At 71.0% G+C, this 26,148-nt stretch carries 17 protein-coding genes; 3 read left to right on the forward strand and 14 right to left on the reverse strand.

The genetic code is table 11. From position 1 onward, the window contains the following. Positions 1–7: 7 nt before the first annotated feature. Genes ACQF4J_RS14600 through ACQF4J_RS14620 form a run of 5 tightly spaced genes read right to left on the reverse strand, consistent with a single transcriptional unit; the run spans position 8 to position 7,938 of the window. Positions 8–2,203 carry a glycosyl hydrolase family 95 catalytic domain-containing protein gene (locus tag ACQF4J_RS14600; protein WP_427165777.1) on the reverse strand — a complete coding sequence of 732 codons (2,196 nt, stop codon included), beginning with the start codon at positions 2,201–2,203 and terminating at the stop codon, positions 8–10. After that, a complete protein-coding gene (locus ACQF4J_RS14605) occupies positions 2,200–4,194 on the reverse strand; it encodes a beta-galactosidase (protein ID WP_427165778.1) in 1,995 nt (664 codons plus the stop codon). The genes ACQF4J_RS14600 and ACQF4J_RS14605 overlap by 4 nt, the downstream gene beginning before the upstream one ends. Before the next feature lie 49 nt (positions 4,195–4,243). Then, on the reverse strand, positions 4,244–5,167 hold the full coding sequence (locus ACQF4J_RS14610; RefSeq protein WP_351568138.1) for a carbohydrate ABC transporter permease: 924 nt from the start codon (positions 5,165–5,167) through the stop codon (positions 4,244–4,246). A gap of 8 nt (positions 5,168–5,175) precedes the next feature. Next, positions 5,176–6,207, reverse strand: a complete 1,032-nt coding sequence (locus ACQF4J_RS14615; protein WP_351568141.1) for an ABC transporter permease — start codon at positions 6,205–6,207, stop codon at positions 5,176–5,178. A 27-nt stretch (positions 6,208–6,234) separates the two neighbouring features. Beyond that, entirely contained in the window at positions 6,235–7,938 is a 1,704-nt protein-coding gene (locus ACQF4J_RS14620; RefSeq protein WP_427165779.1) for an extracellular solute-binding protein, read from the reverse strand. A 326-nt stretch (positions 7,939–8,264) separates the two neighbouring features. On the opposite strand from ACQF4J_RS14620, the gene ACQF4J_RS14625 reads away from it, so the two are divergent. Next, positions 8,265–11,123, forward strand: a complete 2,859-nt coding sequence (locus ACQF4J_RS14625; RefSeq protein WP_427165780.1) for a glycoside hydrolase family 3 C-terminal domain-containing protein — start codon at positions 8,265–8,267, stop codon at positions 11,121–11,123. Between the two features lie 117 nt (positions 11,124–11,240). Here the strand turns inward: ACQF4J_RS14625 and ACQF4J_RS14630 are convergent, their stop codons facing one another. The 3 genes from ACQF4J_RS14630 to ACQF4J_RS14640 all read right to left on the reverse strand — a co-directional run bounded on the left by ACQF4J_RS14630 (position 11,241) and on the right by ACQF4J_RS14640 (position 16,739). After that, on the reverse strand, positions 11,241–12,686 hold the full coding sequence (locus ACQF4J_RS14630; RefSeq protein ID WP_351568150.1) for an aldehyde dehydrogenase family protein: 1,446 nt from the start codon (positions 12,684–12,686) through the stop codon (positions 11,241–11,243). 129 nt (positions 12,687–12,815) lie between these two features. Further along, positions 12,816–14,477, reverse strand: a complete 1,662-nt coding sequence (locus ACQF4J_RS14635; RefSeq protein ID WP_351568159.1) for a PucR family transcriptional regulator — start codon at positions 14,475–14,477, stop codon at positions 12,816–12,818. Between the two features lie 144 nt (positions 14,478–14,621). Then, positions 14,622–16,739 (reverse strand): ATP-binding protein, encoded by a 2,118-nt coding sequence (locus ACQF4J_RS14640; RefSeq protein WP_351568162.1) that lies wholly within the window; start codon positions 16,737–16,739, stop codon positions 14,622–14,624. A gap of 296 nt (positions 16,740–17,035) precedes the next feature. Here ACQF4J_RS14640 and gabT point away from each other — a divergent pair, with 296 nt between their 5' ends. Both gabT and ACQF4J_RS14650 read left to right on the forward strand, forming a co-directional pair. Beyond that, the gene (gene gabT / locus ACQF4J_RS14645) at positions 17,036–18,370 is read left to right on the forward strand and encodes a 4-aminobutyrate--2-oxoglutarate transaminase (RefSeq protein WP_351568164.1); all 1,335 of its coding nucleotides are present in this window, start codon (positions 17,036–17,038) and stop codon (positions 18,368–18,370) included. Between the two features lie 449 nt (positions 18,371–18,819). Next, the gene (locus ACQF4J_RS14650; protein ID WP_427165781.1) at positions 18,820–19,347 is read left to right on the forward strand and encodes a phosphatase PAP2 family protein; all 528 of its coding nucleotides are present in this window, start codon (positions 18,820–18,822) and stop codon (positions 19,345–19,347) included. On the opposite strand, the gene ACQF4J_RS14655 is transcribed toward ACQF4J_RS14650, so the two are convergent. The 6 genes from ACQF4J_RS14655 to ACQF4J_RS14680 form a co-directional block, all read right to left on the reverse strand. Beyond that, positions 19,335–21,140, reverse strand: coding sequence for a chitinase (locus ACQF4J_RS14655; protein ID WP_427165782.1), 1,806 nt, complete (start codon positions 21,138–21,140; stop codon positions 19,335–19,337). The two genes, ACQF4J_RS14650 and ACQF4J_RS14655, sit on opposite strands and share 13 nt — an antisense overlap. 84 nt (positions 21,141–21,224) lie before the next feature. Beyond that, a complete protein-coding gene (locus ACQF4J_RS14660) occupies positions 21,225–21,674 on the reverse strand; it encodes a hypothetical protein (protein ID WP_351568180.1) in 450 nt (149 codons plus the stop codon). 126 nt (positions 21,675–21,800) lie between these two features. Further along, a complete protein-coding gene (locus tag ACQF4J_RS14665; protein ID WP_351805092.1) occupies positions 21,801–23,219 on the reverse strand; it encodes an NAD(P)/FAD-dependent oxidoreductase in 1,419 nt (472 codons plus the stop codon). 37 nt (positions 23,220–23,256) lie between these two features. After that, entirely contained in the window at positions 23,257–24,057 is an 801-nt protein-coding gene (locus ACQF4J_RS14670) for an ABC transporter permease (RefSeq protein WP_351568186.1), read from the reverse strand. Next, a complete protein-coding gene (locus ACQF4J_RS14675) occupies positions 24,058–24,987 on the reverse strand; it encodes an ABC transporter permease (protein ID WP_351568189.1) in 930 nt (309 codons plus the stop codon). After that, complete coding sequence (locus tag ACQF4J_RS14680) at positions 24,987–26,144, reverse strand: ABC transporter ATP-binding protein (RefSeq protein WP_427165783.1); 1,158 nt, start codon at positions 26,142–26,144, stop codon at positions 24,987–24,989. Before ACQF4J_RS14680 ends, ACQF4J_RS14675 begins: the two co-directional genes overlap by 1 nt. Positions 26,145–26,148 lie beyond the last annotated feature (4 nt).

Consider the following 26,148-nt stretch of genomic DNA (forward strand, 5'->3'; position numbering starts at 1 on the left):
GGGGTGGTCACCACGCCCCCAGGGTGAGGACGTGGTCTTCCCCGGCGACGAGGTCGAGCGGGGTCGCGCCGGAGGAAGTCCTTAGTTCGACGCGGTGGGTCCGGGTGGGGCGGATCACCGCTTTCGCTTCCCGCGGGTTCCAGGTGAGGTCGAGTTCGGCCCCGAACCTGGTGCGCAGGCCGGTGAGCCGGCCGGTCGGGCACACCGCCGGGAGCGCGGGCAGCAGGACCAGCCGGTCGGGCGTGGACTGTACGAGCGTCTCGACGAGCAGGGCGGGCAGGGTGTGGGCGGCGTCGGCGTTGTAGACGTCGCGGTTCGGGTAGTGCGCGCTCATCAGCGAGGCGTGGAAGAAGTCCCCCTCGAGCACCTGGCCGAGGGCGTGCGCGACCCGTTCGCCGTCGCGCAGACGGGCGGCCACGAGGGCGTGGTGGAGATGGCCGTGCGCGGAGTCGTTCTCGGCGCCGCGCAGTTCGAGGGCGCGGTGGGCGGCGGCCGCGAGGTCCGGGGTGTCGTAGGGGTTGATCTCGTCGAGGGGCCAGACGCCGTAGAGGTGGCTGAGGTGACGGTGGTCGTAGGTGTCGTCGAGGCCGGGCCAGGCCCATTCGGCGAGGGCGCCGTCGGCGTTGACCCGGTGCGGGGGCAGCCGCTCGGCGAGCACGCGCCAGCGGTCGGCCTCGGGGGTGCCGGGGTGGTACGCGGCGGCGGTCATGAGGGCGTGCCGGGCGGCCGAGAGGTCCATGGCCGCGTTGATCACGCCCCAGCCGGCGTTGGCCGGACGGTTCTCGGGCGAGTAGGAGGGCACGACGACCGGTCGGCCGTCCTGATCCACCCGGCTGAGGAAGTCCTCGTAGAAGAGGGCGACTTGGGCGAGAATGCCGGCTGTGCGGGGGTCCCGTTCGCCGCGGGTGTCGTCGTGGTCGACGAGCGGCTTGAGCAGCCAGTCGGCGCCCGCGGTCCACAGGTGCAGCGGGTATTCGCGGCTGAAGTGGTACGACAGCCCGGACTCGCCGTCGGTGTGGGCGGGGGCGACGACGCCCCGGCAGCCGAGGACGGTCCGGGCGTTCTCGGCCCAGTCTCCCTGTTGACGGTCGATCAGGTCCGCCAGGGCGGCGGTGACTTCGGGGAGGGCGGTGGCCGCGGCCGAGGCGGTCTGGAGGTTGAGGTTGGCGTCGTTGGTGAAGGCGCCCGACCAGGCGGTGTCCCAGTCGCCGGTCCACAGGCCCGTGAGGCGCGGCGGGTTCAGGCCGCTCGCGGAGAGCAGATGGTAGCGCCCGGCGGCGAAGAGGCGTTCCAGCAGGGCGGGACTCGCCGGGCGGGTCAGCAGCTCCGAGCCGGGCAGCGCGCGTTCGGCGGGGTCGGCGCCCAGGTCGAGGGTGACGCGCTCGTAGGCGGTGCGGTGCAGGGCGGTGTGGCGGGACAGCAGGGTGGCGTACGGGTCCTGGCCGGCCGGCAGCAGGTCCCGCAGGGCGCGGGCCTGCGGGGTGGTGTCCAGCTCGCCGGAGTGGCGCAGTACCCGGGTGAGCAGCAGCACGGATGCCGCGCCGGTGACGCGGACGCCGGGCGGTGTGAGGGTCGTGACTCCACCGGTGGCGACGACGAGCGTCAGCCCCGTGTACGCGGTGTCGCTGCCGGGGTAGCGGACGCGCAGGGTGAGCAGCGCGCCGTCCGCGGTGAGGACGGCGCCGTCACCGACGGCGAGCCGCGTGGGGGCGTTCGGGAGGCGGTGGTCCAGGGCGATGCGCAGGTCGGCGGTGGTGACCTGCTGGACGATGACGTCGTCGGCGCGTGAGACGAAGACGCGGCTGCGCCAGTCGTCGCAGGTCTCCTCCACGACACCGGTGGGGAAGTCGACGTTACGGCGGTAGTGGCGCGGTGGGTCGCCGGGCGTTCTGCGCAGCCGTACCTGGAAGGCGGGGTGGAAGGGCTGTACCCACTGCAGGTCGCGGCCGTCGGTGAAGGTCTCGGCGGCGTGCAGGTCACCGGCGAGCAAACGGTCCTGCAGCAGCGGGAGCTGTTCGGCGAGCCGGGGCGGGCGGGCGCTCTCACCGCCGTTGGGGCGGACCAGGGTGTGCTGGGTGACGACCACCCGCTCGTCGTTCGGATCGCCGAACACGAGTGCGCCGTGACGGCCGTTGCCGCTGAGGAAGCCGTCCTCCCAGCGCGCGGCGGGCCGTGCTTCCCAGGTGCCGTGCATGATGTTCATGGGCGCAACACCACCACGCCGTAGCGCTCCAACGTGCACGGGCCCTCGAAAGTCGCCCGGGTGAGCAGATCACGGTGGCTGCCGGGCAGCTCGACGGTGACCGCGTCGCGGCCGTGGTTCAGCAGGAACAGCAGGTCGCCCCGGCGTACCGCCTCGACCTGGTCGGGGAGACCGGGCAGGACGGGGTGGCCGCCGGCCTCGGCCGCGATTGCGGTGAGCAGGTCGCGCAGGGCGTGCGGCTCGGGCAGCGTGGACAGGTAGTGCGCCCGTCCCCTGCGCAGCACGGCGGGCATCCCGTCGAGTTCGCCGCCCTTGTACGTGACGTCCGCCGTGGTGTCGGCGTCCTTCTCGATCTCCTCCGACCACAGGGTGCCGAGGAACCCGTCGGTCCGGACGTTCTCGTCCTCGTCCAGGGGCCACCACTCGTGCAGGGTGCGGATGCCGAACAGTTCGCGCAGCCGGGCGTCCATGCCGCCGGCCCGCACCCGGTCGTGCTCGTCGGCGATGCCGGTGAGGAAGCCGCTGACGAGGGTGCCGCCGTCGCGGACGTAGGCGAGGAGGTTGTCGATCGCCGTGTCCGTGAGGGCGTACGCCTGCGGGACGACGACCAGCTTGTAGGCGCTCAGGTCGTGTTCCGGACGGGCGAAGTCGGTGGCGAGGTGGGCCTGCCAGAGTGCGCGGTGCCAGGCGGTGAGGATGCCGGTGTGGTCGACGAGCGTGGAGAGGCGGCCCTCGTGGGCGCCGGCCCACCAGGAGTGCCAGTCGTGCAGGATCGCGATGTCGTTGCGCGTGTGACTATCCGTCACTTCAGCGCCGATCAGCGCGAGTTCGGCGCCCAGCTGCTTGGTCTCCTGGTACGTCCGCCCCTGTTCCCCCGCGTGGCCGACCATGCCGGAGTGGAACTTCTCGGCGCCCTGCCGGGACTGGCGCCACTGGAAGTAGCAGACGGCGTCGGCGCCGCGGGCGACGGCCTGCAGGGACCACAGGCGGTTGAGGCCGCGCGGCTTGGGATGGTTCACCCCCCGCCAGTTGACCGCTCCGGCCGCCTGCTCCATCAGCATCCAGGGGCCGCGGGCCTGGGAGCGGGTCAGGTCCTGCACCAGAGCCCCGTGCTGGGCGCCGAACGGATCGCGCGGGTCGGGGTAGAGGTCGACGGAGACGACGTCCTCCTCCTCGGCCCACCGCCAGCCGTCCTGCCCGGCCCACAGCGGCATGAAGTTGGTGGTGACCGGGATGTGGGGAGGGGTGTGCCGGCGGACGATGTCGCGTTCGGCGACGTAGCACTCCAGGAGCATGTCGGAGGTGAACCGCTTGAAGTCCAGCACCTGGGCCGGGTTCTTCAGATAGTGGGCGTGGCGGGGCGGCAGGACCTCCTCCCAGTCGCCGTAGCCCTGACTCCAGAAGGCCGTTCCCCAGGCGGAGTTGAGGGCGTCGAGAGTGCCGTGGCGGTCACGCAGCCAGCGGCGGAAGCGGGCGGCGGCCTCGTCGCCGTAGTCGTAGGTGCAGTACTCGTTGTTGATGTGCCACATCGTGAGGGCGGGGTGGCGGCCGTAGCGGGCGGCGAGGTCCTCGGTGATGGCGGCGGCGTGCCGGCGGTAGACGGCGCTGGAGTGCGAGAAGTGCTGGCGGCCGCCCCACCACTCGGTCCGGCCGTCCTCGTCGCGGGGCAGGGTCTCGGGGTGCAGGCGGCCGAGCCAGGGCGGGGGCGAGGAGGTGGGGGTGGCGAGGACGACGCCTATGCCGTGGTCGTGCATCAGGTCCATCAGCGTGTCCAGCCACCCGAAGTCCCGCTCCCCCGACCGGGGTTCGAGCTTCGCCCAGGAGAAGACGCCCAGGGTCACGGAGTTGACGCCGGCGTCCTTCATCAGCCGGACGTCCTCGTGCCAGGTCTCCTCGGGCCACTGCTCCGGGTTGTAGTCGCCGCCGAAGAGGATGCGGCCTCGGGTGGCGTCGGCCAGGGCGGCCCGACGGCCGGGACGAGACGCGAGCATGACATACCTCGATCTGTGAAAAGAGGGGGACCGCGGCGGCCCGAAGGGATCAGCCCTTGATCGCGCCGGTCAACATGCCCTTCTTGAAGTGCCGTTGCACGAACGGCGACAGCACGGCCACCGGCAGCAGCGCCATCACCATCACGGCCATCTGCACGGCCAGCCCCGACAGCTGCCCGGTCCTGATGGCCTGCCCCAGCCCCACCGGCGCCTGCTGCTTCTGCACCAGCTGGATCATCACGTTCTGCAACGGCATCATGTCCTGGTCGTTCAGGTACAGCGACGCGTTGAACCAGGCGCTCCAGTACCCCACGGCGTAGAACAGCGTGATCACCGCCAGCACCGCGCGGGACAACGGCATCACGATCTGCCACAGGATCCGGAAGTCCCCGGCCCCGTCGATCCGCGCACTGTCGATGAGTTCCTGCGAGATGCCCATGAAGAACCCGCGCAGGACGAGGATGTTGAACACGCTGAGCGCGCTGGGCAGGATGAGCGCCAGATAGCTGTCCGTCAGCCCGATGGACTGCACGAGCAGATACGTCGGGATCAGACCGGCGCTGAAGAACATGGTCGCCAGCAGGACCATCAGGATCCAGCGGTGCCCCAGCGAGCCGGTCCGCGACAGTCCGTACGCGCACAGCACCGACACGGCCATGGAGAACAGCGTGCCGACGAGCGTGATGAGGACACTGATGATCGCGGCCCGGGTGACCTGTCCCCCGCCGAGGAGCTCCTTGTAGGCGATGAAGGTGATCCCCTTGGGCACCATCACCAGCCCGCCGGCCTCGCTGATGGTCTTGCGCGAGGACAGGCTGGTGACCACGACGATCCACAGCGGGAAGAGGATTCCCAGGCAGGCCAGACCGAGGACGAGTCCCTTGCCCGCCACTCCCGCCCTGCTCGGCTCCTCCTCCCAGGAGGGCCGGGGCGGAGCGGCCCAACGGGACTGCTCGCGTGCCGGTTTCGTCATCACGGCGGTCACTTCTTGTACACCCCCTGCTCGCCCATGAGATGGGCCACCTTGTTCGCGGCCAGCACCAGTCCGATGCTGACGACGCCCTTGACGAGGCCGGCGGCGGCCGCGTAGCTGAAGTCCTGGTTGCGGACGCCGTTCCACCACACGAAGGTGTCGAGGACCTCTCCCGCTCCGGGGCCCACGGCATCCCGCTGCAGCAGGATCTGCTCGAAGCCGACGGTCAGCGCGTCACCCACGCGCAGCACCAGCAGCAGGGCGACCACCGGCCGCAGCGCCGGAAGGGTGACGTGCCACATCCGCCGCCAGCGCCCGGCACCGTCCATCGCGGCGGCCTCGTAGAGGTCCGGCGGGACGGAGGCCAGCGCGGCGAGGAAGACGATGATCCCCCAGCCGGCGTCCTTCCACACGCTCTGCGCGGTGACGAGGAACTTGAAGGTCGACGGGTCGGTCATGATGTCCAGCCCGTCGAAGCCGTGCTGCCGCAGCAGCTGCGACAACAGCCCCGCCCCGCCGAAGAGTTGCTGGAAGACGGCGATGACCAGGACCCAGGAGAAGAAGTGCGGCAGGTAGAGGATCGCCTGGGAGACCGCCCTGACCCGGGGCCTGACGACGCTGTTGATGAGCAGCGCGAGTCCGATCGGGATCGGGAAGTAGAGCACGAGCTGGACGAAGAAGAGCACCAGCGTGTTCTTCACCGCGTTCCAGAAGGCCGAGTCCTGGAAGATCTGCTGGAAGTTCTCCAGGCCCACCCAGGGGCTGTGCAGGATCGAGACGATGCCGTTGTCGCTGACGTAGGGGTCGTAGTCCTGGAAGGCGACCACGTTGCCCAGGATCGGCAGGTAGTTGAAGATCAGGACCAGCACGATCGCCGGCACCGTCATCAGGAGCAGGGTGCGGTCGCGCCGGAACCTGAGCCTGAGGCTCAGCCTGCCCGGCTCGTTCTTCTCCCGGGAACCGGTGGCGCCGCCGGACGCCACCGGGGTCTCGACCGGTGTGCTGGCCTCGGCCCTCCGAGGCACCGTGCTGTGGGACACGGCGGATCTCCTTGCCTCGGTACCGGGTCAGCTCGCCGCCGAGCCGTTCTCGTCGAGCAGCTTCTTGTACCAGTCGCGCAGTCTGTCGCCGCCCTTGCTCTTCCAGTCGGAGATGAACTGCTGCATGTCGCTCATCTTCTTGTGGCCCCGGACGATGTCGTCCTCCAACTGCTCCATGTCGTTGGTGAGGTTGGTGTAGCGGTTGGGCTCGACGATCTGCAGGCCCCAGAAGGACGACTTCTTGGTGAAGTCGCCCATCCGCTGCTGCCAGCCGACCATGCCCTTGGTGTACTCCGGGAGGTCGGGGTGGGCGATGGTCGAGGCGGGGCTCGCGACCATGACGAACGCGTTGATGACCTCGTTGTTGCCCTTGTCGGTCTTGACGGGCACGCCGTTCTTGAGGGTGTAGTGGGTGCCCTCGACGCCGTAGTTGGTCATCATCCACTCCTTGGTGCCGTACGGCGCCGCGGTGACGTTGGCGACGGCCAGCACGTCGCGGATGACGGACTCGGAGGCCTTCTTGTTGACGAAGGCGAAGATGCCGGCCGGGTTCGCGGCCCACAGGACGGGGTTGCCGCCGTCGTGGCCCCACAGGTCCATGCCCCAGATCTTGAAGTCGGGGTTCTGGGCGGCCTGGACGGCCTGCTGCGCGTACCAGTTGGAGATGTCGTTGTTCCAGATCAGGAACTCACCGGCGGCGAACTTGGCGCTGGGGTCGGTGGCCTGGCTCTTGCCCAGCTTGAAGTCGGGGTGGACGTATCCGGCGGCGAACAGCTTGCGCGTCCACTCCAGCGCCTCGAGGTACTCCGGGGTCTCCATGCGGTGGGTCATCTTGCCGTCGACCATGGTCCAGCTGAGCGACTTCTCCCCGCCGCTGATCACGCCGAAGGTGTTGAACGCGGTCCACTTCATGTCGCCGCACGCCCACCGCTTGGTCCTGGGGCTGGTGATCTCCTTGGCCAGGGACATGAACTCGTCGGCGGACTTGGGTACTTGGTAGCCCTGCTTCTCGAAGAGGTCCTGCCGGTACAGCGGCACGATGTTCTGGACGTAGGACGCGGGCATCGGCAGGCCCATCAGCTTGCCGCCGAAGATGGAGCGCTGCCAGGCGTCGGACGGGATCGCCGCCAGGTTCGGGTACTCCTTGACCTTGTCCCCGGAGAGATACGGGCCGAGGTCGGCGAACTTGCCGACGATGGCGCTGGGTATCTTGGCGGTCATGTTCCAGCCCGGTATGACCACCACGTCCGGGATGTCGCTGGAGGCGAGGACCGCGCCCAGCTTCTGGTCGTAGGTGTTGCCGTCCTGGTTCTGCCACTGGACGTCGACGCCGATCATGGAGTTCGCCGCCGTGTAGTAGGCGCAGTTCCCCTTGGGCGGCGAGCCCCAGAACGGCGACATGATGGTGACCTTGCCGCCCTTGCCGAGCTTCTTGGGCACGGAGGTCTTGAGGGTGTCGACGTCGAGCTTGCCGGTGAAGCCCATGGACGACCCGTTCTTGGACGGGATGTCCGGGCTCACCACGTTGCTGGCCACGTAGGCCGGCAGGATCTTCTTGGCGTTCTTGCCCGAGGTGGTCCCTCCGCGCGACCCGCCGTCCGAACTGCCGCAGGCGGCGAGCAGTGGCATCCCGCCCGCCACCGCTGCGGTGGCGACCGCGGTGGAGGCGAGGAAGCTTCTCCGGCTCGTCCCGGAGGAGCCGGCAGAACCGGAAGCGGCGTTCGGCGTCATTGCGTCAACCCTTCATGGCGCACCAGGACACCCGGCGGTGGCCGTCGGCTGTGGTGTCTCGAGTGGAACTGGCTGAGCTGAAGCGATCCTTCGACCATTGCGGCTCGCGATGTCAGTCGAAGCGCTTCGATGTGTTGTGAGGTTAGGTGAACACCCATGGGTGCACAAGGGTCGCTCCCAACATTCCTCGGAGCCGGTCCGGCCGACCTTTTCTTCATGCACCGCTTGAAGTGTTGGTGAGCGACCCTTGACACCCGACCGTCCGTCGAATGAGCATCGAAGCGCTTCGAAAGCGCCCGGCCGCTCCATCGCAAGGGGATCCCCACGTGACCGAACAGACGCCGTCCACGCCGCCGTTCCGCGATCCGCACCTGCCGTTCGCGAAGCGCATCGACGACCTGCTGCAGCGGCTGACGCTCGATGAGAAGTTCTCTTTCCTGCACCAGTTCACACCGGCCGTCGAGCGCCTGGGCGTCGCCGCCTGGCGCACCGGCCAGGAGGCCCTGCACGGTGTGGCGTGGATGGGTCCGGCGACGGTCTTCCCGCAGGCGGTCGGCCTCGGCGCCACCTGGAACACGGACCTGGTGCGCCGGGTCGGCGAGGCCGTGTCCAAGGAGGTCCGCGCGATGCGCGCCCACGACGACCGCGTGGGCCTCAACGTCTGGTCCCCGACGGTGAACCTGCTGCGCCACCCCCTGTGGGGCCGCAACGAGGAGGGCTACTCGGAGGACCCGAGACTGACCTCCGCCATCGCCACGGCCTACACCCGTGGCCTGCGCGGCGACCATCCGACGTACTGGCGCACGGCCCCCGTCCTCAAGCACTGGCTGGCCCACAACAACGAGACGGACCGGGCGACCTCGTCCAGCTCGGTCCGTCCGCGCGTGCTGCACGAGTACGACCTGCGGGCCTTCCGGGAGACGGTCGAGGCGGGCGCGGTCGCCGGGGTGATGCCCGCGTACAACCTGGTCAACGGCCGCCCCAACCACGTCTCCCCGTACCTGCGCGAGCACCTGCGGGCCTGGACGGACGAGGAGCTGCTGGTCTGCTCGGACGCGGGCGCGCCCTCCAACCTGGTCGACCACGAGCACTACTTCGACACCCACGAGGAGGCGACGGCGGCCGCGCTGACCGCCGGCGTGGACAGCTTCACCGACCACGGCACGGACAGCTCCCAGATCGTGGGGCGGGCCAGGAAGGCGTACGAGCGGGGCCTGTTGACGGAGGCCGACATCGACACGGCCGTCCGCCGCCAGCTCTCCGTGCGCTTCCGGCTCGGCGAGTTCGACCCGCACTACGACCCGCACGCCGGCACCGGGGAGTTCGACACCCCGGCCCACCGCGCCCTGGCCCGGGAGGCGGCGGAACAGGCGATCGTGCTGCTGCGCAACGACGGCCTGCTGCCGCTCGCCCCGGACACCCGGATCGCGGTGGTCGGCCTGCTGGCCGACGAGTGCAAACTCGACTGGTACAGCGGCACGTTGATCCACCGCTCCACCCCGCTGGAGGGCCTGTACGAGCGGTTCGGCGCCGAGCGCGTGGAGTTCGCGGAGGGCGTGGACCGCATCCGTCTGAGGACCTCCGCCGGCGCCTTCCTGCACGTGCCCGAGGCGCCCGAGGTGGCGGACGGCGTGCGCGGCGCCGAGGGCGCCCTGGACCCGGCCCTGCTGGCCGGCCGCACCGACCTGCCGCCGCTGACCACCGACGCCACCGGCACCGAACTCGCCCTGATCGACTGGGGCGAGGGCCTGCTGACCCTCCGCGCGCCCGACGGCCGCTACCTCTCGGTGGCCGACGACGGATATGTGCGGGCCTCCGCCGACCAGCCCGGCGGCTGGGTCGTCCAGGAGACGTTCCGCCTCGAACCCCACGAACACGGGCACCTCCTGCGGCATGTGGGCACGGGTCGTCACGTCTGCGTCGCCGCCGACGGAGTGAAGGTTGCCGAGGGCGGTCCCGAACTCGCCGGGCCGGAGCCGGAGGTGTGGGAGCTGGTCGTCGCCGAGCGCGGTGAGGAGGCCGTGCGCAGGGTCGCCGAGCGCGCGGACGCGATCCTGGTCTTCGCCGGGAACGATCCGCACCTCAACGGCCGCGAGACCGAGGACCGTACGACGCTGCGCCTGCCGGCCCAGCAGGAGCGGCTGCTGCGCGCGGCCCGCTCGGTGAACCCGCGCACGGCTCTGGTGCTGGTCTCGGCGTACCCGTACGCGGTGGACACGACCGCTCTGCCCGCCGTGCTGTGGACGGCGCACGGCGGCCAGGCGGCGGGGACCGCGCTCGCCCGCGTCCTGTCCGGCGACGTCTCCCCTGCCGGCCGCCTGCCGCAGACCTGGTACGCGGACGACGCCGACCTGCCCGGCCTGCTCGACTACGACGTGATCGGCGGCCGTCAGACGTACCTGTACTTCGAGGGCACGCCGCTCTTCCCGTTCGGACACGGCCTGTCGTACGCCTCGTTCTCCTACGGCGATCTGACGACCCGGGTGGACGGCGGCTCGCTGCACGTCGGCTTCACCGTCACCAACACCGGGGACATGACCGCGGACGAGGTGCCCCAGCTGTACACCCGCGCCGTGGAGCCCTCCGTGGCCCGTCCGCGCCGCGAGCTGCTCGGCCACGAGCGCGTCACCCTCGGCGCGGGCGAGAAGAGGGAGCTCTCCTTCGAAGTCCCGCTGTCGGCCTTCGAGTTCTGGGACGTGGCCCGGGGCGGCCCACGTCTGGAGCCGGGCCCCTACGACATCCTGGTCGGCGCCTCCAGCGAGGACGTCCGCCTGCGGACGACCCTGCGGCTCGACGGCGAGCCCGGCGCGCCGCGCCCGGTGCTCCGACGGGGCCTGGAGGGAGCCGACTTCGACGAGCAGAGCGGTGCCGCGATCGTCGACCGGACGAAGACGGCCGGTGACGCGGTGACGCCGCAGGAGGGCCGGACGGCCGAACTGCTCTACCGGGCCTGCGACTTCGGGGACGGTGCCACGCGGCTCGTCGCGACGGTCGCCGGACAGGGGGTCGTGGAGCTGTCCGTGGACGGGGGCGCGCCGCTCGCCGTACTGGCCCTCGACACCGCCACGGCGACGCCGTACGACTACACCTCGCTCGGCGCCGGTGTCGCCGTCGAGGGCGTGCACGACGTGCACCTGAGGCTGCGCGGCCCACTGCGGCTCGCGCACGTCGGCTTCTCCGGTTGAGGGTCCGGAGCAGGCCGACGACATGAAGGGGCCCGGCACCGGAAGGCAGCGGTGCCGGGCTTCTTCGTCCAGGAGCCTAGCTGGAAACGGTTCCCATCAACCAGAGGTGCGGGTGCTTCAGAGCGCGAGGCCGGTCAGCACCAGCACCCGCTCGTAGGTGTAGTCGTCCATCGCGAACTTCACGCCCTCGCGGCCCACACCGGACTGCTTGGCGCCGCCGTACGGCATCTGGTCGGCGCGGTAGGAGGGCACGTCGCCGATGACGACACCGCCGACCTCCAACGCCCGGTGGGCCCGGAAGGCGGCCTGCAGGTCGTGCGTGAACACCCCTGCCTGGAGGCCGTACTTGGAGGAGTTGACCGCGGCGAACGCCGCGTCCTCCCCGTCCGTCTTCTGCACGGTGAGGACGGGCCCGAAGACCTCCTCGCAGGAGATCGTCACATCGGCCGGCACGTCGGTGAGGACGGTGGGCGCGTAGGAGGCGCCGTCGCGGTCGCCGCCGGTGAGCAGGGTCGCGCCCGCCTCCACGGCCTCCTTCACCCAGGACTCGACGCGCCTGGCGGCGTCCTCGCTGACCAGCGGGCCGACGTCCGTCTTGTCGTCGCTCGGGTCGCCGGTGACCTGGGCCTCGACGGCGGCGACGATCCGCGGCAGCAGACGGTCGTAGACCGAGGCGTCCGCGATGACCCGCTGCACCGAGATGCAGGACTGGCCGCCCTGGTAGTTGGAGAAGGTCGCGATACGGCCGGCGGCCCAGTCCAGGTCGGCGTCGGAGGCGTAGTCGCCGAGGACGACCGCGGCGCCGTTGCCGCCCAGCTCCAGCGTGCAGTGCTTGCGGGGCACCGAGTCCATGATCGCGTAGCCGACCTTCTCGGAACCGGTGAAGGAGATGACCGGCAGGCGCTCGTCCTGAACGAGGGCGGCCATCTTGTCGTTGGCGACCGGAAGGATGCTCCAGGAGCCCGCCGGCAGGTCGGTCTCGGCGAGCAGGTCGCCGATGATCAGGCCGGAGAGCGGGGTGGCGGGCGCCGGCTTGAGGATGATGGGCGCGCCGGCGGCGATCGCGGGGGCGACCTTGTGGGCGCACAGGTTGAGCGGGAAGTTGAAGGGCGCGATGCCGAGGACGACGCCCTTGGGGAAGCGGCGGGTCAGCGCGAGCCGTCCCTGGCCGCCGAGGTCGGTGTCGAGCCGCTGGGCCTCGCCGCTGTTGAAGCGCCGGGCCTCCTCGGCCGCGAACCGGAAGACGGACACGGCACGGCCGACCTCGCCGCGCGCCCACTTGATCGGCTTGCCGTTCTCGGCGGAGATCAGCCGGGCGATCTCCTCGGTGCGCTCGGCCAGACGCCGGCTGACGTGGTCCAGGGCGGCGGCGCGGACGTGCGCGGGAGTGGCGGCGAACTCGTCGCGTACGGCGTACGCGGCGGCGACGGCCTCCTCGACCTGCGCGTCGGTCGGCACGCTCACCCTGCCGACCGGGCTGCCGTCCCAGGGGGAGGTGACGTCGAAGGTGTCCTCGCCGGTGACCTGGCGGCCGGCGAGCCAGAAGGCGGTGGTGGAAGTCATTGTGCGAGTCCCGGCCCTTCCCGTTGGGGTGCTGTTCGTGGCTTTCGGGTCCACGGTAGGACGGGCCGTCCCAGGAGGTGTTTGTCCAGGGTGTAGCAGTGGCGGCCGCCGACGCTACGGTTTGGCGCCTCAGCCGTGCTCCGTCGCCACCGCCTTCAGGGCCAGCCACAGCTCCATCCGCACGTCCGGATCGTCCAGCGAGCGCCCCAGGATCTCCTCCACCCGCCGCATCCGGTAGCGCAGCGTGTGCCGGTGCACCCCCAGGTCCGCGGCGGCCGCGTCCCACTGGCCGTGCCGCGACAGCCAGGCCCGCAGCGAGGCCACCAGGTCGCCCCGTCCGGTCGCGTCGTGTTCGTACAGCGGCCGCAGCAGCCCGTCGGCGAACGCCTTCACCGCGTCGTCGGCCAGCAGCGGCACCACCGACCCCGCCGCCAGCTGCTCGTGCTCCACGTACGCCCGGCCCCGCCGACGGGCCACCGACAGCGCCTGCTCGGCCTGCTTGTAGGCGGCGGCAGCGGCGACCGGCCCCACGGGCGCGGACACGCCCACGACCAGCTCCCCCTCGTCGGTGCCGCCCGTCTGCTCGCGCACCGCCGTCCCGGTCCGCGCGGCCTCCAGCGCCGCCGCGTACTCTCCGCAGGCCGCGACCGCCGCGCCGCCGTCCGCCGCGAGCACGATCAGCCGCATCCCGTCGCCGTCGCCCTCGGGCACCACCAGCACGGCCTCCCCGGCCCGCGCGGCGGCCGACTCCACGGCCTCGGCGAGCGCGGCCAGCGGATCGCCGTGCGTGGCGTTGGCGGCCACCGCGGCGGGGGCGTGCGAGTCGACGGACATCCGTGGCGCCGCCGGGGCCGCCTCGGCGACGATCATCCGGAAGGGCGCGTCGAGCAGCCCGCCGTACAGGCCGCCGGCCACGGCCCGCGCGTGGTCCGGCTCCCCGGCGAGCAGCATCCTGAGCACCGCGGCTCCGAGCCGTTGCTCGGCGGCGTGCAGGGACCGCGACCGTTCCGTCGTGAGGGTGAGCAGGGCGATCGCCGAGTGGACGGCGTAGCGCTCGGCCGTGCCGGGTGCCGCGGCCGTTCCGACGGCCAGCGCGGCGCGCGGCCGCCGCCCGGTGCCGAGCGAGTGCAGTTCGACGCGGTCCTCGTTCTCCGGGCCGCCCACCACCGACGACGCCGGCGCCGGCCGCTCGCGCAGCCGCTCCACGTCCGCCGTCAGCCGCGCGGCCCGCCGGCCCGCCCACTCCGGCGCGGTGGCGACGACGGTGCCCGAGGCGTCGTAGAGCGCCGCCCAGCCGTCGACCTGCGAGGCGAGCGCGGACAGCAGGCCCTCCGGGCCCTCGGCGATGGCCTGCTTGGTCAGCTCGCGCTGGGCGGCGAAGCCTGCCGTCACCGCCCGGTACTGGTCCGCCGCGTTGGCCGCGGACACCGCCTTGCTGATGGCCAGGAACGGGGTGCGGCGCGGCACCTCGAGGAGCGGCAGCCCCTCCTCCTCGGCCGCGTCGACGAGCGCCTTGGGTGTCTCCTCGTAGTTGACGCCGACGGCGAAGCCGAGCCCGACGACCCCGGCCCCCACCAGCCGCTTCACATACCGGCGCATCGCCTCCGGGTCCTCCGCGTCCAGCGTCAGCGCGGTGATCAGCAGCAGCTCCCCGCCCTCCATGTACGGCACGGGATCGGCGAGCTCGCTGACGTGGGCCCAGCGGACGGGCACGTCCAGACGGTCCTCACCCGCCCGCACGGTCAGCTTGAGCGCGGAGTGGTGGACGAGCGCGGCGAGGGTCAGGGGCATGAGGCCTTCAGGTCTGCGAGGCTCGGGCAAGCTGCGGGGATCGGGCGAACCTTGTGATCATTTGGCCTTCACGTATGAACGCCCTATGGCGATTCTGCCTCACCGTACGGTCACCCGGTCACCCGAAAGCACGGACCCGGAAGATCACTGACCCCGCAGATCCACCAGCAGCGGAGGTGCGTGTTCGCCCTTCACGTCGGTCAGTGACAAAACCGCGTGGCCCGGTGGCACCCCGTGCGCCAGCTCGGACGCCGACCAGCGCTCGCGTTCGACCTGGCGGACGGTGACGGCACGCTGGGTCGGCGCCTTGCCGGTGATCACGCGGCGCAGCATGTGCAGGGCCTTCCCGGCGGGCGTCTCGGCGATGATCTGCCGGTCGGTGACGTCCCGTGCCTCGATCCACTCCTTGCCCCACACCTCGGCGAAGTCCTGCCCGTCCCACGGGGTCAGACCGGACAGCGCCATGCGGCACCCGGCGGCGCCGAGCAGCGGACCGCGCAGCGGCCTCGGTACGTCGTCCAGGGTGCGCAGCGTGAGCACGGCTCCCGCGTTCGCCGACCGCAGCCGCTGGATGCCGCGCACCGCCTCCGGGGTGACGACCCCGGTCGCGTCGTCCAGCACCAGACAGGCGAACAGCGACCGGTCCTCGCGCACCGCCACGCTCGCCGTGAACTGCGCGAGCACCAGCCGGGCCAGCATCCGGGAGGCGTCCGCGTGGCCGCGCTCGGGCAGGTCGACACGGACCCGCACCGGGTGGTCGAGGGCCTTCAGCGAGAACGGCTGCGTCTGTCCCGAGGTGTCGAAGAACCCGGCGAAGGCGGGCCGGTCGAGCAGCGCCACGCGGTCCGCGAGGACCGCCGCGACATCCCCGGGGTGTGCCGACTGCCGCTCCCGGGCGTCCAGTTCGCGCACCAGCGACTCCTGCCCTGAGCCCTCCAGGGCCGTCCGCAGCGCGGCCAGCGGACCGGGCGCCCCGTCCAGCAGCTGCCGCAGCTCCGGTACGGAGGGGAAGCGGCCGTGGACCGCCCGGAACGGCCCGAGGAGCTGGGCGAGCACGGTCGTGGAGCGCCGGCTGTCACTGCCGGGGTGCGGATCGGCGAGGTCCCCGACCAGCGCCTCGGCGAGCACGGCGGCGGCCTCGTCCGGGTCGCTCGTCCCGCCGTACAGGTCCAGGTCGTACACGGATTCCGGGTTCCCGATGCGGACGACCACGTCGTAGGCGTCGGCCGGTCCGAGCCCGGCGCCCGCCGCGCCGACCACCACGACCGCGGCCCGTCCGGCGAGGGCGTGCAGGCACAGCGACTCGGCGAGCGGCCGGATCACCGTGCCGGTCTTGCCGGAGCCGGCCGGGCCGACGGCCAGCAGGGAGGTGCCGAGCAGGTCGGGGCCGAGGGCGAGGCCGGCCCCGCGGTAGGCGTAGGGGTTGCGGGGGTCGTCGGCGGCGGTGCCGAGCCGCACCTGGCCGGTGAGGAGGTCGTGGCGGGCGATGCGGGCGGGCAGGTCCCGTTCGCCGGAGGGGTGCAGACAGGCGGCTGAGCCGTTCTTGAGCACGGCGCCGGTGAAGGCGGCGAGGTCGTGACGGCCGTTGCGCACGCCCTGCCAGGCACGGGAGATGCGGGCGTGGTCGACGTCCCGCATCAGACCGGCGCGGGCCTCGGCGGCGAGCCGCTCGGCCGCGTCGACGGCGCCGACGGCGCGCAGCTGGGGCCACTCCGCGGGATCCTGTTCGGGAGCGGGAGGTCGTTCGGTACCGGCGGCGGGCGTCCTGCCGCTCCAGGCGGGCGGGCCGTAGCGGCGCCAGATCTCCGACCAGCGGCCGAGCCGGCCCACACCGATCATGATGACCACGGCGATGAGCACGTAGTAGGCGTAGACGACCACGACGGAGGCGAAGCTGTGCGGCGAGGCCCAGGAGTCGGGGATCATCGCGTAGAGCGGGAGCAGCCACCACCCGCCGAGGTAGCCGTTCCACAGCAGCGACCAGATCAGCCAGCCGACGAGGAAGGCGATCAGCGCACCGCTGATCAGCTGGCGGGCGGGGATGAGCTCCGGCTCCTCCGCCGCCCGGGGCCGGTGCCCGAACCGCCACACACCGGGCAGCGCCTCGGGCCGCGGCGTCCGCAGCCAGGCCAGGAACGCCGAGCCGTCGGGCCGCGGCGGCACGCCCGGCGCCTCCGTGGGCCTCGGTGGTACCGCGGAGCGTGCCCGTGGCACAGGATTCGCATGCGTACCCCGCGCGTCCTGCGTCCCGTCGCTGTCCATCGCCCTCGCTCCCTGACCAGCCGCTTCCGTCGACCTTCAGCGGTCAATCTAACGCCCTCGCCAAGGGAGTTCACCGATTACGGGGCCGGGCGGCGCGGGACGGTCCGGGCGGGGTCCGGCGCCGGTGCCGTGCCGCCGCCCCGGCCCGGTGGCGGCCACCCGGCTCGCGCGCTATGTCCACGGCGGACAACGCCGATCGCCGACAACGCCCACATGGAGCATGCCCACTCCCCTCCCCCCGTCCTAGCCTGCGAGAAAAGAAGGCAAGAAACCGCAATTCCCCCCAGGAGCCCCTCATGAGCGCACTTCCGCAGGAGCGCCGCGTCGTCACCGCCATCCCCGGCCCGAAGTCGCAGGAGCTGCAGGCCCGCCGCATCGCCGCGGTCGCGCAGGGCGTGGGCTCCGTGCTGCCCGTGTTCACCGCGCGCGCGGGCGGCGGGATCATCGAGGACGTCGACGGCAACCGGCTGATCGACTTCGGTTCCGGCATCGCCGTGACGAGCGTCGGCGCCTCCGCCGAGGCCGTCGTACGCCGGGCGTCCGCGCAGCTCGCGGACTTCACCCACACCTGTTTCATGGTCACCCCGTACGAGGGCTACGTCGAGGTCGCCGAGGCGCTCGCCGAGCTCACCCCGGGTGACCACGCGAAGAAGTCGGCGCTGTTCAACTCCGGCGCCGAGGCCGTCGAGAACGCCGTCAAGATCGCCCGCGCGTACACCAAGAGGCAGGCCGTCGTCGTGTTCGACCACGGCTACCACGGCCGGACCAACCTCACGATGGCGCTGACGGCGAAGAACATGCCGTACAAGCACGGCTTCGGTCCGTTCGCGCCCGAGGTGTACCGCGTGCCGGTGGCGTACGGCTACCGCTGGCCCACCGGCCCGGAGAACGCCGGTCCGGAGGCCGCCGCGCAGGCCATCGACCAGATCACCAAGCAGGTCGGCCCGGACAACGTCGCCGCGATCATCATCGAGCCGGTGCTCGGCGAGGGCGGCTTCATCGAGCCCGCCAAGGGCTTCCTGCCGGCGATCCGGAAGTTCGCCGCCGACAACGGCATCGTCTTCGTCGCGGACGAGATCCAGAGCGGCTTCTGCCGGACCGGCCAGTGGTTCGCGTGCGAGGACGAGGGCATCGTCCCGGACCTGATCACCACCGCCAAGGGCATCGCGGGCGGCCTGCCGCTCGCCGCCGTCACCGGCCGCGCCGAGATCATGGACGCCGCGCACGCCGGCGGCCTGGGCGGCACCTACGGCGGCAACCCGGTGGCCTGCGCCGGCGCGCTCGGCTCCATCGAGACGATGAAGGAGCTCGACCTCAACGCCCGGGCGAAGGAGATCGAGGCGGTCATGAAGTCCCGCCTGACCGCCATGGCCGAGAAGTTCGACATCATCGGCGACGTGCGCGGCCGCGGCGCGATGATCGCCATCGAACTGGTCAAGGACCGCGCGACCAAGGAGCCGAACCCGGAGGCGACCGCCGCGCTGGCGAAGGCCTGCCACCAGGAGGGCCTGCTGGTCCTGACCTGTGGCACCTACGGCAACGTGCTGCGCTTCCTGCCTCCGCTGGTCATCGGCGAGGACCTCCTCAACGAGGGTCTCGACATCATCGAGCAGGCGTTCGCGCGCATCTGAGCAAACGGAATCCGCAGCTCACCCACAGGATGTGCGCCATGTGGCTTCCGCCGAGCGGCAGGCCGTGTGAAGAACGTGTGCGGGGTGGATGGCGGGACGGGATTCCGTCTGTCTTCGGCCACCGAGCTGCCGTAGGTTCTACCCAGATGAGAGATACACCCCGCCCACAGGGGACTGTGGGCGAACTCAGGCCGTGGCCTCCCCAGCTACGACCTGGTCGTGCCCTCGCGCACACTCCCGGAGCTTCCGGCTCCGGATCTCCTCACCGATCGGACAGTCGCCCGCCCCAAACCCCCCGGGGTGGGCGTCGATCCGGTCTGGACGGCCGCCTCGGAACCACCCCCCCTGTTCCGGGGCGGCCGACCCTCCTCTTCCTCCTTCTCGGGCTTCCGGCCCTCTGCTTCGGGCTCATCACCTGGCAGGTCGTCTCCGGCGGCCTGCTCGTGCGCGTGGACGAGCGGGTCAGCCACGCCCTCGTCGACCCGCAGCGCTTCTACGGCGCCCTCGCCGACCTGGGCAGCGTCACCGTCGCGGTCCCCGTGCTCGCCGTCGTCATCGGGTACGTCGCCTGGCAGGGCCGGTCCGCCGGTCTGTACCGGTGGTGGCTGCCGCCCCTCGCGGCCGCCGTACTGATGGCCCTGGTCCCGGCGCTGGTGGTGCCGCTCAAGGTGCTGGTGGACCGTCCGGGCCCGCCGGTCACGGGCCCCGGCACCGGCTACTACCCCTCCGGCCACACCGCCACCGCCTCCATCGCCTACGGCGCGGCGACCCTGCTCCTCCTCCCCTGGCTGCGCGGCATCAACATCCGCCGCGCAGTGGTCGCCGCCTGCGCCGTCGTCAACCTGGCCGTCGGCTACGGCCTGGTCCGGCGCGGCTACCACTGGCCACTGGACGTCGTGGCCAGCTGGTGCCTGTGCGCCATGCTGCTGACGGTTCTGTGGGTGTTCCTCGGCCGAAGCGGCCGTCAGCCGAAGTAGCCGTCGAACGTCTTCTGGAACTCCCAGTTCGAGTAGCGGTCCCAGTTGACCGACCAGGTCATCAGGCCGCGCAGGGCGGGCCAGGTGCCGTGGGTGGGGTACGAGCCGCAGTTCGACTTCTTCGTCAGGCAGTCGAGGGTCTTCACGACCTCGGCCGGCGCCACGTAGCCGTTGCCCGCGTTCGTGGACGCCGGCATGCCGATGGCCACCTGGTCGGGGCGCAGGGGCGGGAAGACGTTGTTCGGGTCGCCCGCCACGGGGAAGCCGGTGAGCAGCATGTCGGTCATGGCGATGTGGAAGTCGGCGCCGCCCATGGAGTGGTACTGGTTGTCGAGGCCCATGATCGGACCGGAGTTGTAGTCCTGCACGTGGAGCAGGGTCAGGTCGTCGCGCAGGGCGTAAATGACCGGCAGATAGGCCCCGCACCGGGGGTCCTGGCCGCCCCACTTGCCGGTGCCGTAGTACTGGTAGCCCATCTGCACGAAGAAGGTCTCCGGGGCCATCGTCAGAACGAACTTCGCGCCGTACCTGGCCTTGAGCGTCTTCAGCGCCGAGATCAGATTCACGATCACCGGGGTCTTCGGGTTCTTGAAGTCCGTGTCGTCGGCGTTCAGGGACAGGGAGTGGCCCTCGAAGTCGATGTCCAGGCCGTCGAGTCCGTAGGTGTCGATGATGTCGGAGACGGAGGAGACGAAGGCGTCGCGGGCCGCGGTGGTGGTGAGCTGGACCTGGCCGTTCTGGCCGCCGATCGAGATCAGCACCTTCTTGCCCGCCGCCTGCTTGGCCCTGATCGCCGCCTTGAAGTCGGCGTCGGACTCGGCGTTCGGGCACTCCGTGACCGGACAGCGGGTGAAGCGGATGTCGCCGGAGGTGGCGGAGGTCGGCTCGCCGAAGGCCAGGTCGATGACGTCCCAGCTGTCGGGGACGTCTGCCAGGCGCGTGTAGCCGGAGCCGTTGGCGAAGCTCGCGTGGAGGTAGCCGACCAGGGCGTGGGCGGGCAGCTGCGAGGTGCCGCCCGAGGACCCGGCCGTGGTGGTGGCGGTGACGGCGGCCGACCTCGCGGACTCTCCCGCGGCGTTCACGGCGGCGACCTGGAAGCCGTACGCGGTGGAAGGGGACAGGCCGGTCACGGTGGCCGAAGTACCGCTCGCCGTCTGGACCTTGGCGCCGTCGCGGAAGACGGCGTAGCTCGTCGCGCCGGTGACCGCCGACCAGGACAGGGTGGCGGAGGAGGAGGTGACGGCGGTGACCGTGAGACCGGTGGGGGCGGCCGGCGGCTGTCCGGCGCTCGCGCCCGGGCCGACGAGGGAGACGTCGTCGGCGTAGTACGCGCCGGTGCCGTACCAGCCATGGGTGTAGATCGTGACCTTGGTGGTGGCCGGGCCGGTCCGGAAGCCGGTCGTCAGCCGCTGCCAGTCGGGGGCGGACTGGGTCCAGGCGGAGACGTCGGTGGTGCCGGTGCCGGACGCGCCGAGGTAGACGTAGGAGCCGCGGACGTAACCGGACAGCGTGTACTGCGCGTCCGGCTGCACGGTCACCGTCTGCGCGCACTGCGCGTTGTCGCTGCCGGCCGGGGTCGCCTGCAGTGCCGAGCCTCCGCTGTGCACGGGCGAGCCGACCGTCGTTCCCGCCGTGCAGCTCCAGCCGTCCAGGCCGGACTCGAAGCCTCCGTTCTGCGCGAGGTCCGCGTCGGCCGCACGGGCGGCCGACGAGAGCGCGGTGATGCCGGGCACGGCCAGCAGGGCGGCCGTGAGCGCGGCGAGGACGGGCCTGGTGCGTCTGGGGCGATCCACAAGGGCCTCCGGACAGGGGGAAATTGGAGGGTGGAGCGCGCCCAACTTGGTCCAGACCAATCTGGTTGTCAAGGCCTTCCGTCGTCAGCCGCCGTCCTGGGCCAGGCCCGCCGCCGCCTCGTGCATCGCCAGTTCCAGCAGGGCCGGGTCGGTGAGGGTCCCCGAGCCGTCCGGGGGCACCAGCCAGCGGACGCCTCCGGTGGCGCGGCCCGGGTACGGCACCACGATCCAGGTGCCGGCCCCGGCCGTGCGGATGCCCGTGCCCAGCCAGCGGGCGGCCGTGCCGGCCGGCACGAAGAAGCCCATCCGGTCGTCGCCGAAGTCGACGAGGACCGGGCCGAGCTGGTCCAGCACCCGGGTCAGCACGTCGAGCGTGGGATAGCCGAGCTCGCCCGGCAGGATCAGCACGTCCCACGCCTTGCCGGCGGGCAGCAGCGCGACCCCGAGGGGATTGCGCTCCCACTCCCAGCGGCAGGCCTCGGGATCGGGAGCCACCGATGCCAGCCACTCGACCGCCGTCCTCGCCCCGGTCATGAGAAGACCTCCCTCTCTGTCGTGGACGCTTCTCGCGTCACGAGGGAGAGGGAGGTCCTCGGCCGGCATTACGCGGCTTCCGGGAACTTCCTCGAAGTGAACCGGATCACACGCGCCGGGGGCGGGTCAGCTGTCGAAGCCGAGTCCCAGTCTGTCCATCGTCCGCAGCCACAGGTTGCGGCGCCCGCCGTGGGAGTCGGCGCGGGCAAGGGACCACTTGGTGAGGGCGATGCCCGTCCAGGCGAAGGGCTCGGGCGGGAAGGGCAGCGGCTTCCTGCGGACCATCTCGAGGGAGGTGCGCTCGGTGGCCTCGCCCGCCAGCAGGTCCAGCATCACCTCGGCGCCGAAGCGGGTGGCACCCACGCCGAGGCCCGTGTAGCCGGCCGCGTACGACACCCTGCCCTGGTGGGCAGTGCCGAAGAACGCCGAGAAGCGCGAGCAGGTGTCGATCGCGCCGCCCCAGGCGTGCGTGAAGCGGACGCCCTCCAGCTGCGGGAAGCAGGTGAAGAAGTGCCCGGCGAGCTTGGCGTAGGTCTCGGGCCGGTCGTCGTACTCGCGGCGCACCCGGCCGCCGTAGTGGTGGATCGCGTCGTAGCCGCCCCACAGGATGCGGTTGTCGGCGGACAACCGGAAGTAGTGGAACTGGTTGGCGCTGTCCCCGAGGCCCTGGCGGTTCTTCCAGCCGACCGATGCCAGCTGCTCCTGGCTGAGCGGCTCGGTCATCAGCGCGTAGTCGTAGACCGGGACCGTGTAGGCCCGCACGCGCTTGAGCAGGTTGGGGAAGATATTGGTGCCGAGCGCGACCTTGCGGGCGCGGACCGAGCCGTACGGGGTGCGTACGGCCATGCCCGCGCCGTACGGCTTCAGGTCGAGGGCGGGGGTGTGCTCGTAGACGCGGACGCCGAGCCGCAGACAGGCCCGCTTCAGGCCCCAGGCGAGCTTGGCGGGGTTGAGCATGGCGACCCCCCTGCGGTCCCACAGGCCCGCCTGGAACGTCGGTGAGTCGACCTGCTCGCGCACCGCGTCGGCGTCCAGGAAGTCGACGCCGTCGGCGAGCCCCTCGCGCTCCATCTGCTCGTACCAGTCGCGCAGTTCCCACGCCTGGTACGTCTCGGTCGCCACGTCGATCTCGCCGGTGCGCTCGAACTCGCAGTCCAGGTCGTGCCGGGCGACCGCCTTCTCGATCTCGTCGAGGTTGCGGGCGCCCAGCTCCGCCAGCTTGTGGATCTCCTCCGGCCAGCGGGCGAGGCCGTTGGGCAGCCCGTGGGTGAGGGAGGCGGCGCAGAAGCCGCCGTTGCGGCCGGAGGCGGCCCAGCCCGCCTCGCGGCCTTCCAGCAGGACGACCTCCCGTGCGGGGTCGCGTTCTTTGGCGATGAGCGCGGTCCACAGTCCGCTGTAGCCGCCGCCGACGACCAGCAGGTCGCAGGTCTCGGCGCCGGTCAGCGCGGGCTCGGGGTGGGGCTTGCCGGGGTCTTCCAGCCAGTACGGGACCGGCTGGGCTTCGGAGAGTGCCTTCGTCCAACGGCTCATGGCGCTCGGGGCCATGATTTCAACTCCCTACAGAGGGTTTTCCGGAAAAGGCCTACGCCTTTTGCCTGTTACGACGGTTGCCGACGACCATGGAGGTCAGGACCAGCAGGACGGCGACCAGGAACATGGTCGTACCGATGACGTTGATCTGGACGGGTGTGCCGCGCTGTGCCGAACCCCAGACGAACATGGGGAAGGTGACGGTCGAGCCCGCGTTGAAGTTGGTGATGATGAAGTCGTCGAAGGAGAGCGCGAACGCGAGCAGCGCGCCGGCCGCGATGCCGGGGGCGGCGATGGGCAGGGTGACCCGCAGGAAGGTCTGCGCGGGGCCCGCGTAGAGGTCCTGCGCGGCCTGCTCCAGGCGCGGGTCCATCGACATCACACGGGCCTTGACCGCGGTGACGACGAAGCTCAGGCAGAACATGATGTGGGCGATCAGGATCGTCCAGAAGCCCAGCTGGGCGCCCATGTTCAGGAACAGGGTGAGCAGCGAGGCGGCCATGACGACCTCGGGCATCGCCATCGGCAGGAAGATCAGCGAGTTCACGGCGCCACGGGCCCGGAAGCGGTAGCGGACCAGCGCGAAGGCGATCATCGTGCCGAGGACGGTGGCGCCGATCGTCGCCCAGATCGCGATCTGCAGGCTGAGCGACAGCGAGCCGCACATGCCCGCGACCCCGCACGGCTGTTTCCAGGCGTCCAGCGAGAACTGCTGCCACTCGTAGTTGAAGCGGCCCTTCGGTTTGTTGAAGGAGAACACCGTCACGATGACGTTGGGAAGAAGCAGATATCCGAGCGTCAGCAGTCCCGCGATGACGACGAGATTGCGCTTGAGCCATTTGACGAAGGCCATTTAAACCAGATCCTCCGTCCCGGACCTGCGGATGTAGAAGGTGACCATGATGAGGATCGCGGCCATGAGGATGAACGACAGGGCCGCGGCCGTCGGATAGTCGAGAATTCTCAGGAACTGCGTCTGGATGACGTTTCCGACCATGCGTGTGTCCGTGGAGCCGAGCAGGTCCGCGTTGACGTAGTCGCCGGCCGCCGGGATGAAGGTCAGCAGCGTGCCGGAGACCACGCCCGGCATCGAGAGCGGGAAGGTGACCTTGCGGAAGGTGGTGAACGGCTTGGCGTACAGGTCGCCCGCCGCCTCGTGCAGCCTGCCGTCGATGCGCTCAAGCGAGGTGTACAGCGGCAGGATCATGAACGGCAGGAAGTTGTACGTCAGACCGCAGACGACGGCGAGCGGTGTCGCGAGGACGCGGTCGCCGGCCGTCCAGCCGAGCCAGTTGGTCAGGTCCAGGACGTGCAGCGAGTTGAGGGTGTGCACGACCGGGCCGTTGTCGGCGAGGATCGTCTTCCACGCCAGGGTGCGGATCAGGAAGCTGGTGAAGAACGGCGCGATCACCAGGATCATGATCAGGTTCCGCCAGCGTCCCGCGCGGAAGGCGATCAGGTACGCCAGCGGGTAGCCCAGCAGCAGGCACAGCACGGTCGCGGCGGCCGCGTAGAGCACCGAGCGCAGGAACTGCGGCCAGTACTCGCTCAGCGCGTCCCAGTAGGTGGCGAAGTGCCAGGTGACCTTGTAGCCCGTCTCCAGGGAGCCCGTCTGCACGGACGTGGAGGCCTGGTAGATCATCGGCAGCGCGAAGAAGACGATCAGCCAGAGGATGCCGGGCAGCAGGAGCCAGTACGGCACCATGCGGCCGCGTTTGCGCGGGGGCTTCTTCTCCGGCGCGGTGGGGGCGAGAGGCGGCGGGGCCTCGGTGACGGCGGCCATCAGGCTGCGTCCTCCTCGACCTCGGCGACACCGGCGTCGATGTCCTGTGCCGCGTCCAGGCCGAAGGTGTGCGCCGGGTTCCAGTGCAGGACGACCTCGGCGCCGGGCACGAGCCGGGCGTCGCGGTCGATGTTCTGGGCGTAGACCTCGAACTCGGGGCAGACCGGGCTGTCTATGACGTACTGCGTGGAGACGCCGATGAAGGAGGAGTCGGCGATCCGGCCGGTGATGCAGTTGCGGCCCTCGGAGATCTCGCCGGCGTCGTCGGCGTGGGTGAGGGAGATCTTCTCCGGGCGCACCCCGACCAGCACCTTGCCGCCGGCCGTGGTGGGCGCGGAACATCGCGCCTCGGGCAGCACCAGCTTGCCGCCGCCCGCGCGCAGCACGATGTCGTCGCCGCTCTTGGTGTCGACCTCGGCCTCGATCAGGTTGGAAGTGCCGAGGAAGTTGGCGACGAACGTCGTCTGCGGGTTCTCGTACAGGTCGGAGGGCGAGCCGAGCTGCTCGACGCCGCCCGCGTTCATCACGGCGACCGTGTCGGCCATGGTCATGGCCTCCTCCTGGTCGTGCGTGACGTGGATGAAGGTGATGCCGACCTCTGTCTGGATGCGCTTGAGCTCCAGCTGCATCTGCCGGCGCAGCTTCAGGTCGAGGGCGCCGAGCGGCTCGTCGAGCAGGAGCACCTTGGGGTGGTTGATCAGGGCGCGGGCCACTGCCACGCGCTGCTGCTGGCCGCCGGAGAGCTGGTGCGGTTTCTTGCGCGCCTGCTCACCGAGCTGGACCAGCTCCAGCATCTCCTCGACCTGCTTCTTCACGCTCTTGATGCCGCGCCGGCGCAGACCGAAGGCGACGTTCTCGAAGATGTCGAGGTGCGGGAAGAGGGCGTAGGACTGGAAGACGGTGTTCACCGGGCGCTTGTACGGCGGCAGGTGCGTGACCTCCTGGTCGCCGAGGTGGACGGCGCCCGTGGTGGGTTCCTCCAGGCCGGCGATCATGCGCAGGGTGGTGGTCTTGCCGCAGCCGGAGGCACCGAGCAGGGCGAAGAAGGAGCCCTGCGGGACCGTCAGGTCGAGCGGGCGCACTGCGGTGAAGCCGTTGTCGTACGTCTTGCTGATACCGGAGAGGCGGACGTCGCCGCTGTTGTCTGTCGTCGTCATCTTC

It is taken from the genome of Streptomyces sp. C1-1 (genome assembly GCF_050214755.1).
In the GTDB taxonomy this organism is placed as follows: Bacteria; Actinomycetota; Actinomycetes; order Streptomycetales; family Streptomycetaceae; genus Streptomyces.

Coding starts and splice junctions, on each gene's coding strand:
- ACQF4J_RS14665 (WP_351805092.1), bottom strand. CDS start 23,219: ATGGCCCCGAGCGCCATGAGCCGTTGGACGAAGGCACTCTCCGAAGCC.
- ACQF4J_RS14670 (WP_351568186.1), bottom strand. CDS start 24,057: ATGGCCTTCGTCAAATGGCTCAAGCGCAATCTCGTCGTCATCGCGGGA.
- ACQF4J_RS14630 (WP_351568150.1), bottom strand. CDS start 12,686: ATGACTTCCACCACCGCCTTCTGGCTCGCCGGCCGCCAGGTCACCGGC.
- ACQF4J_RS14680 (WP_427165783.1), bottom strand. CDS start 26,144: ATGACGACGACAGACAACAGCGGCGACGTCCGCCTCTCCGGTATCAGC.
- ACQF4J_RS14600 (WP_427165777.1), bottom strand. CDS start 2,203: ATGAACATCATGCACGGCACCTGGGAAGCACGGCCCGCCGCGCGCTGG.
- ACQF4J_RS14620 (WP_427165779.1), bottom strand. CDS start 7,938: ATGACGCCGAACGCCGCTTCCGGTTCTGCCGGCTCCTCCGGGACGAGC.
- ACQF4J_RS14610 (WP_351568138.1), bottom strand. CDS start 5,167: ATGACGAAACCGGCACGCGAGCAGTCCCGTTGGGCCGCTCCGCCCCGG.
- ACQF4J_RS14675 (WP_351568189.1), bottom strand. CDS start 24,987: ATGGCCGCCGTCACCGAGGCCCCGCCGCCTCTCGCCCCCACCGCGCCG.
- ACQF4J_RS14660 (WP_351568180.1), bottom strand. CDS start 21,674: ATGACCGGGGCGAGGACGGCGGTCGAGTGGCTGGCATCGGTGGCTCCC.
- ACQF4J_RS14605 (WP_427165778.1), bottom strand. CDS start 4,194: ATGCTCGCGTCTCGTCCCGGCCGTCGGGCCGCCCTGGCCGACGCCACC.
- gabT (WP_351568164.1), top strand. CDS start 17,036: ATGAGCGCACTTCCGCAGGAGCGCCGCGTCGTCACCGCCATCCCCGGC.
- ACQF4J_RS14635 (WP_351568159.1), bottom strand. CDS start 14,477: ATGCCCCTGACCCTCGCCGCGCTCGTCCACCACTCCGCGCTCAAGCTG.
- ACQF4J_RS14640 (WP_351568162.1), bottom strand. CDS start 16,739: ATGGACAGCGACGGGACGCAGGACGCGCGGGGTACGCATGCGAATCCT.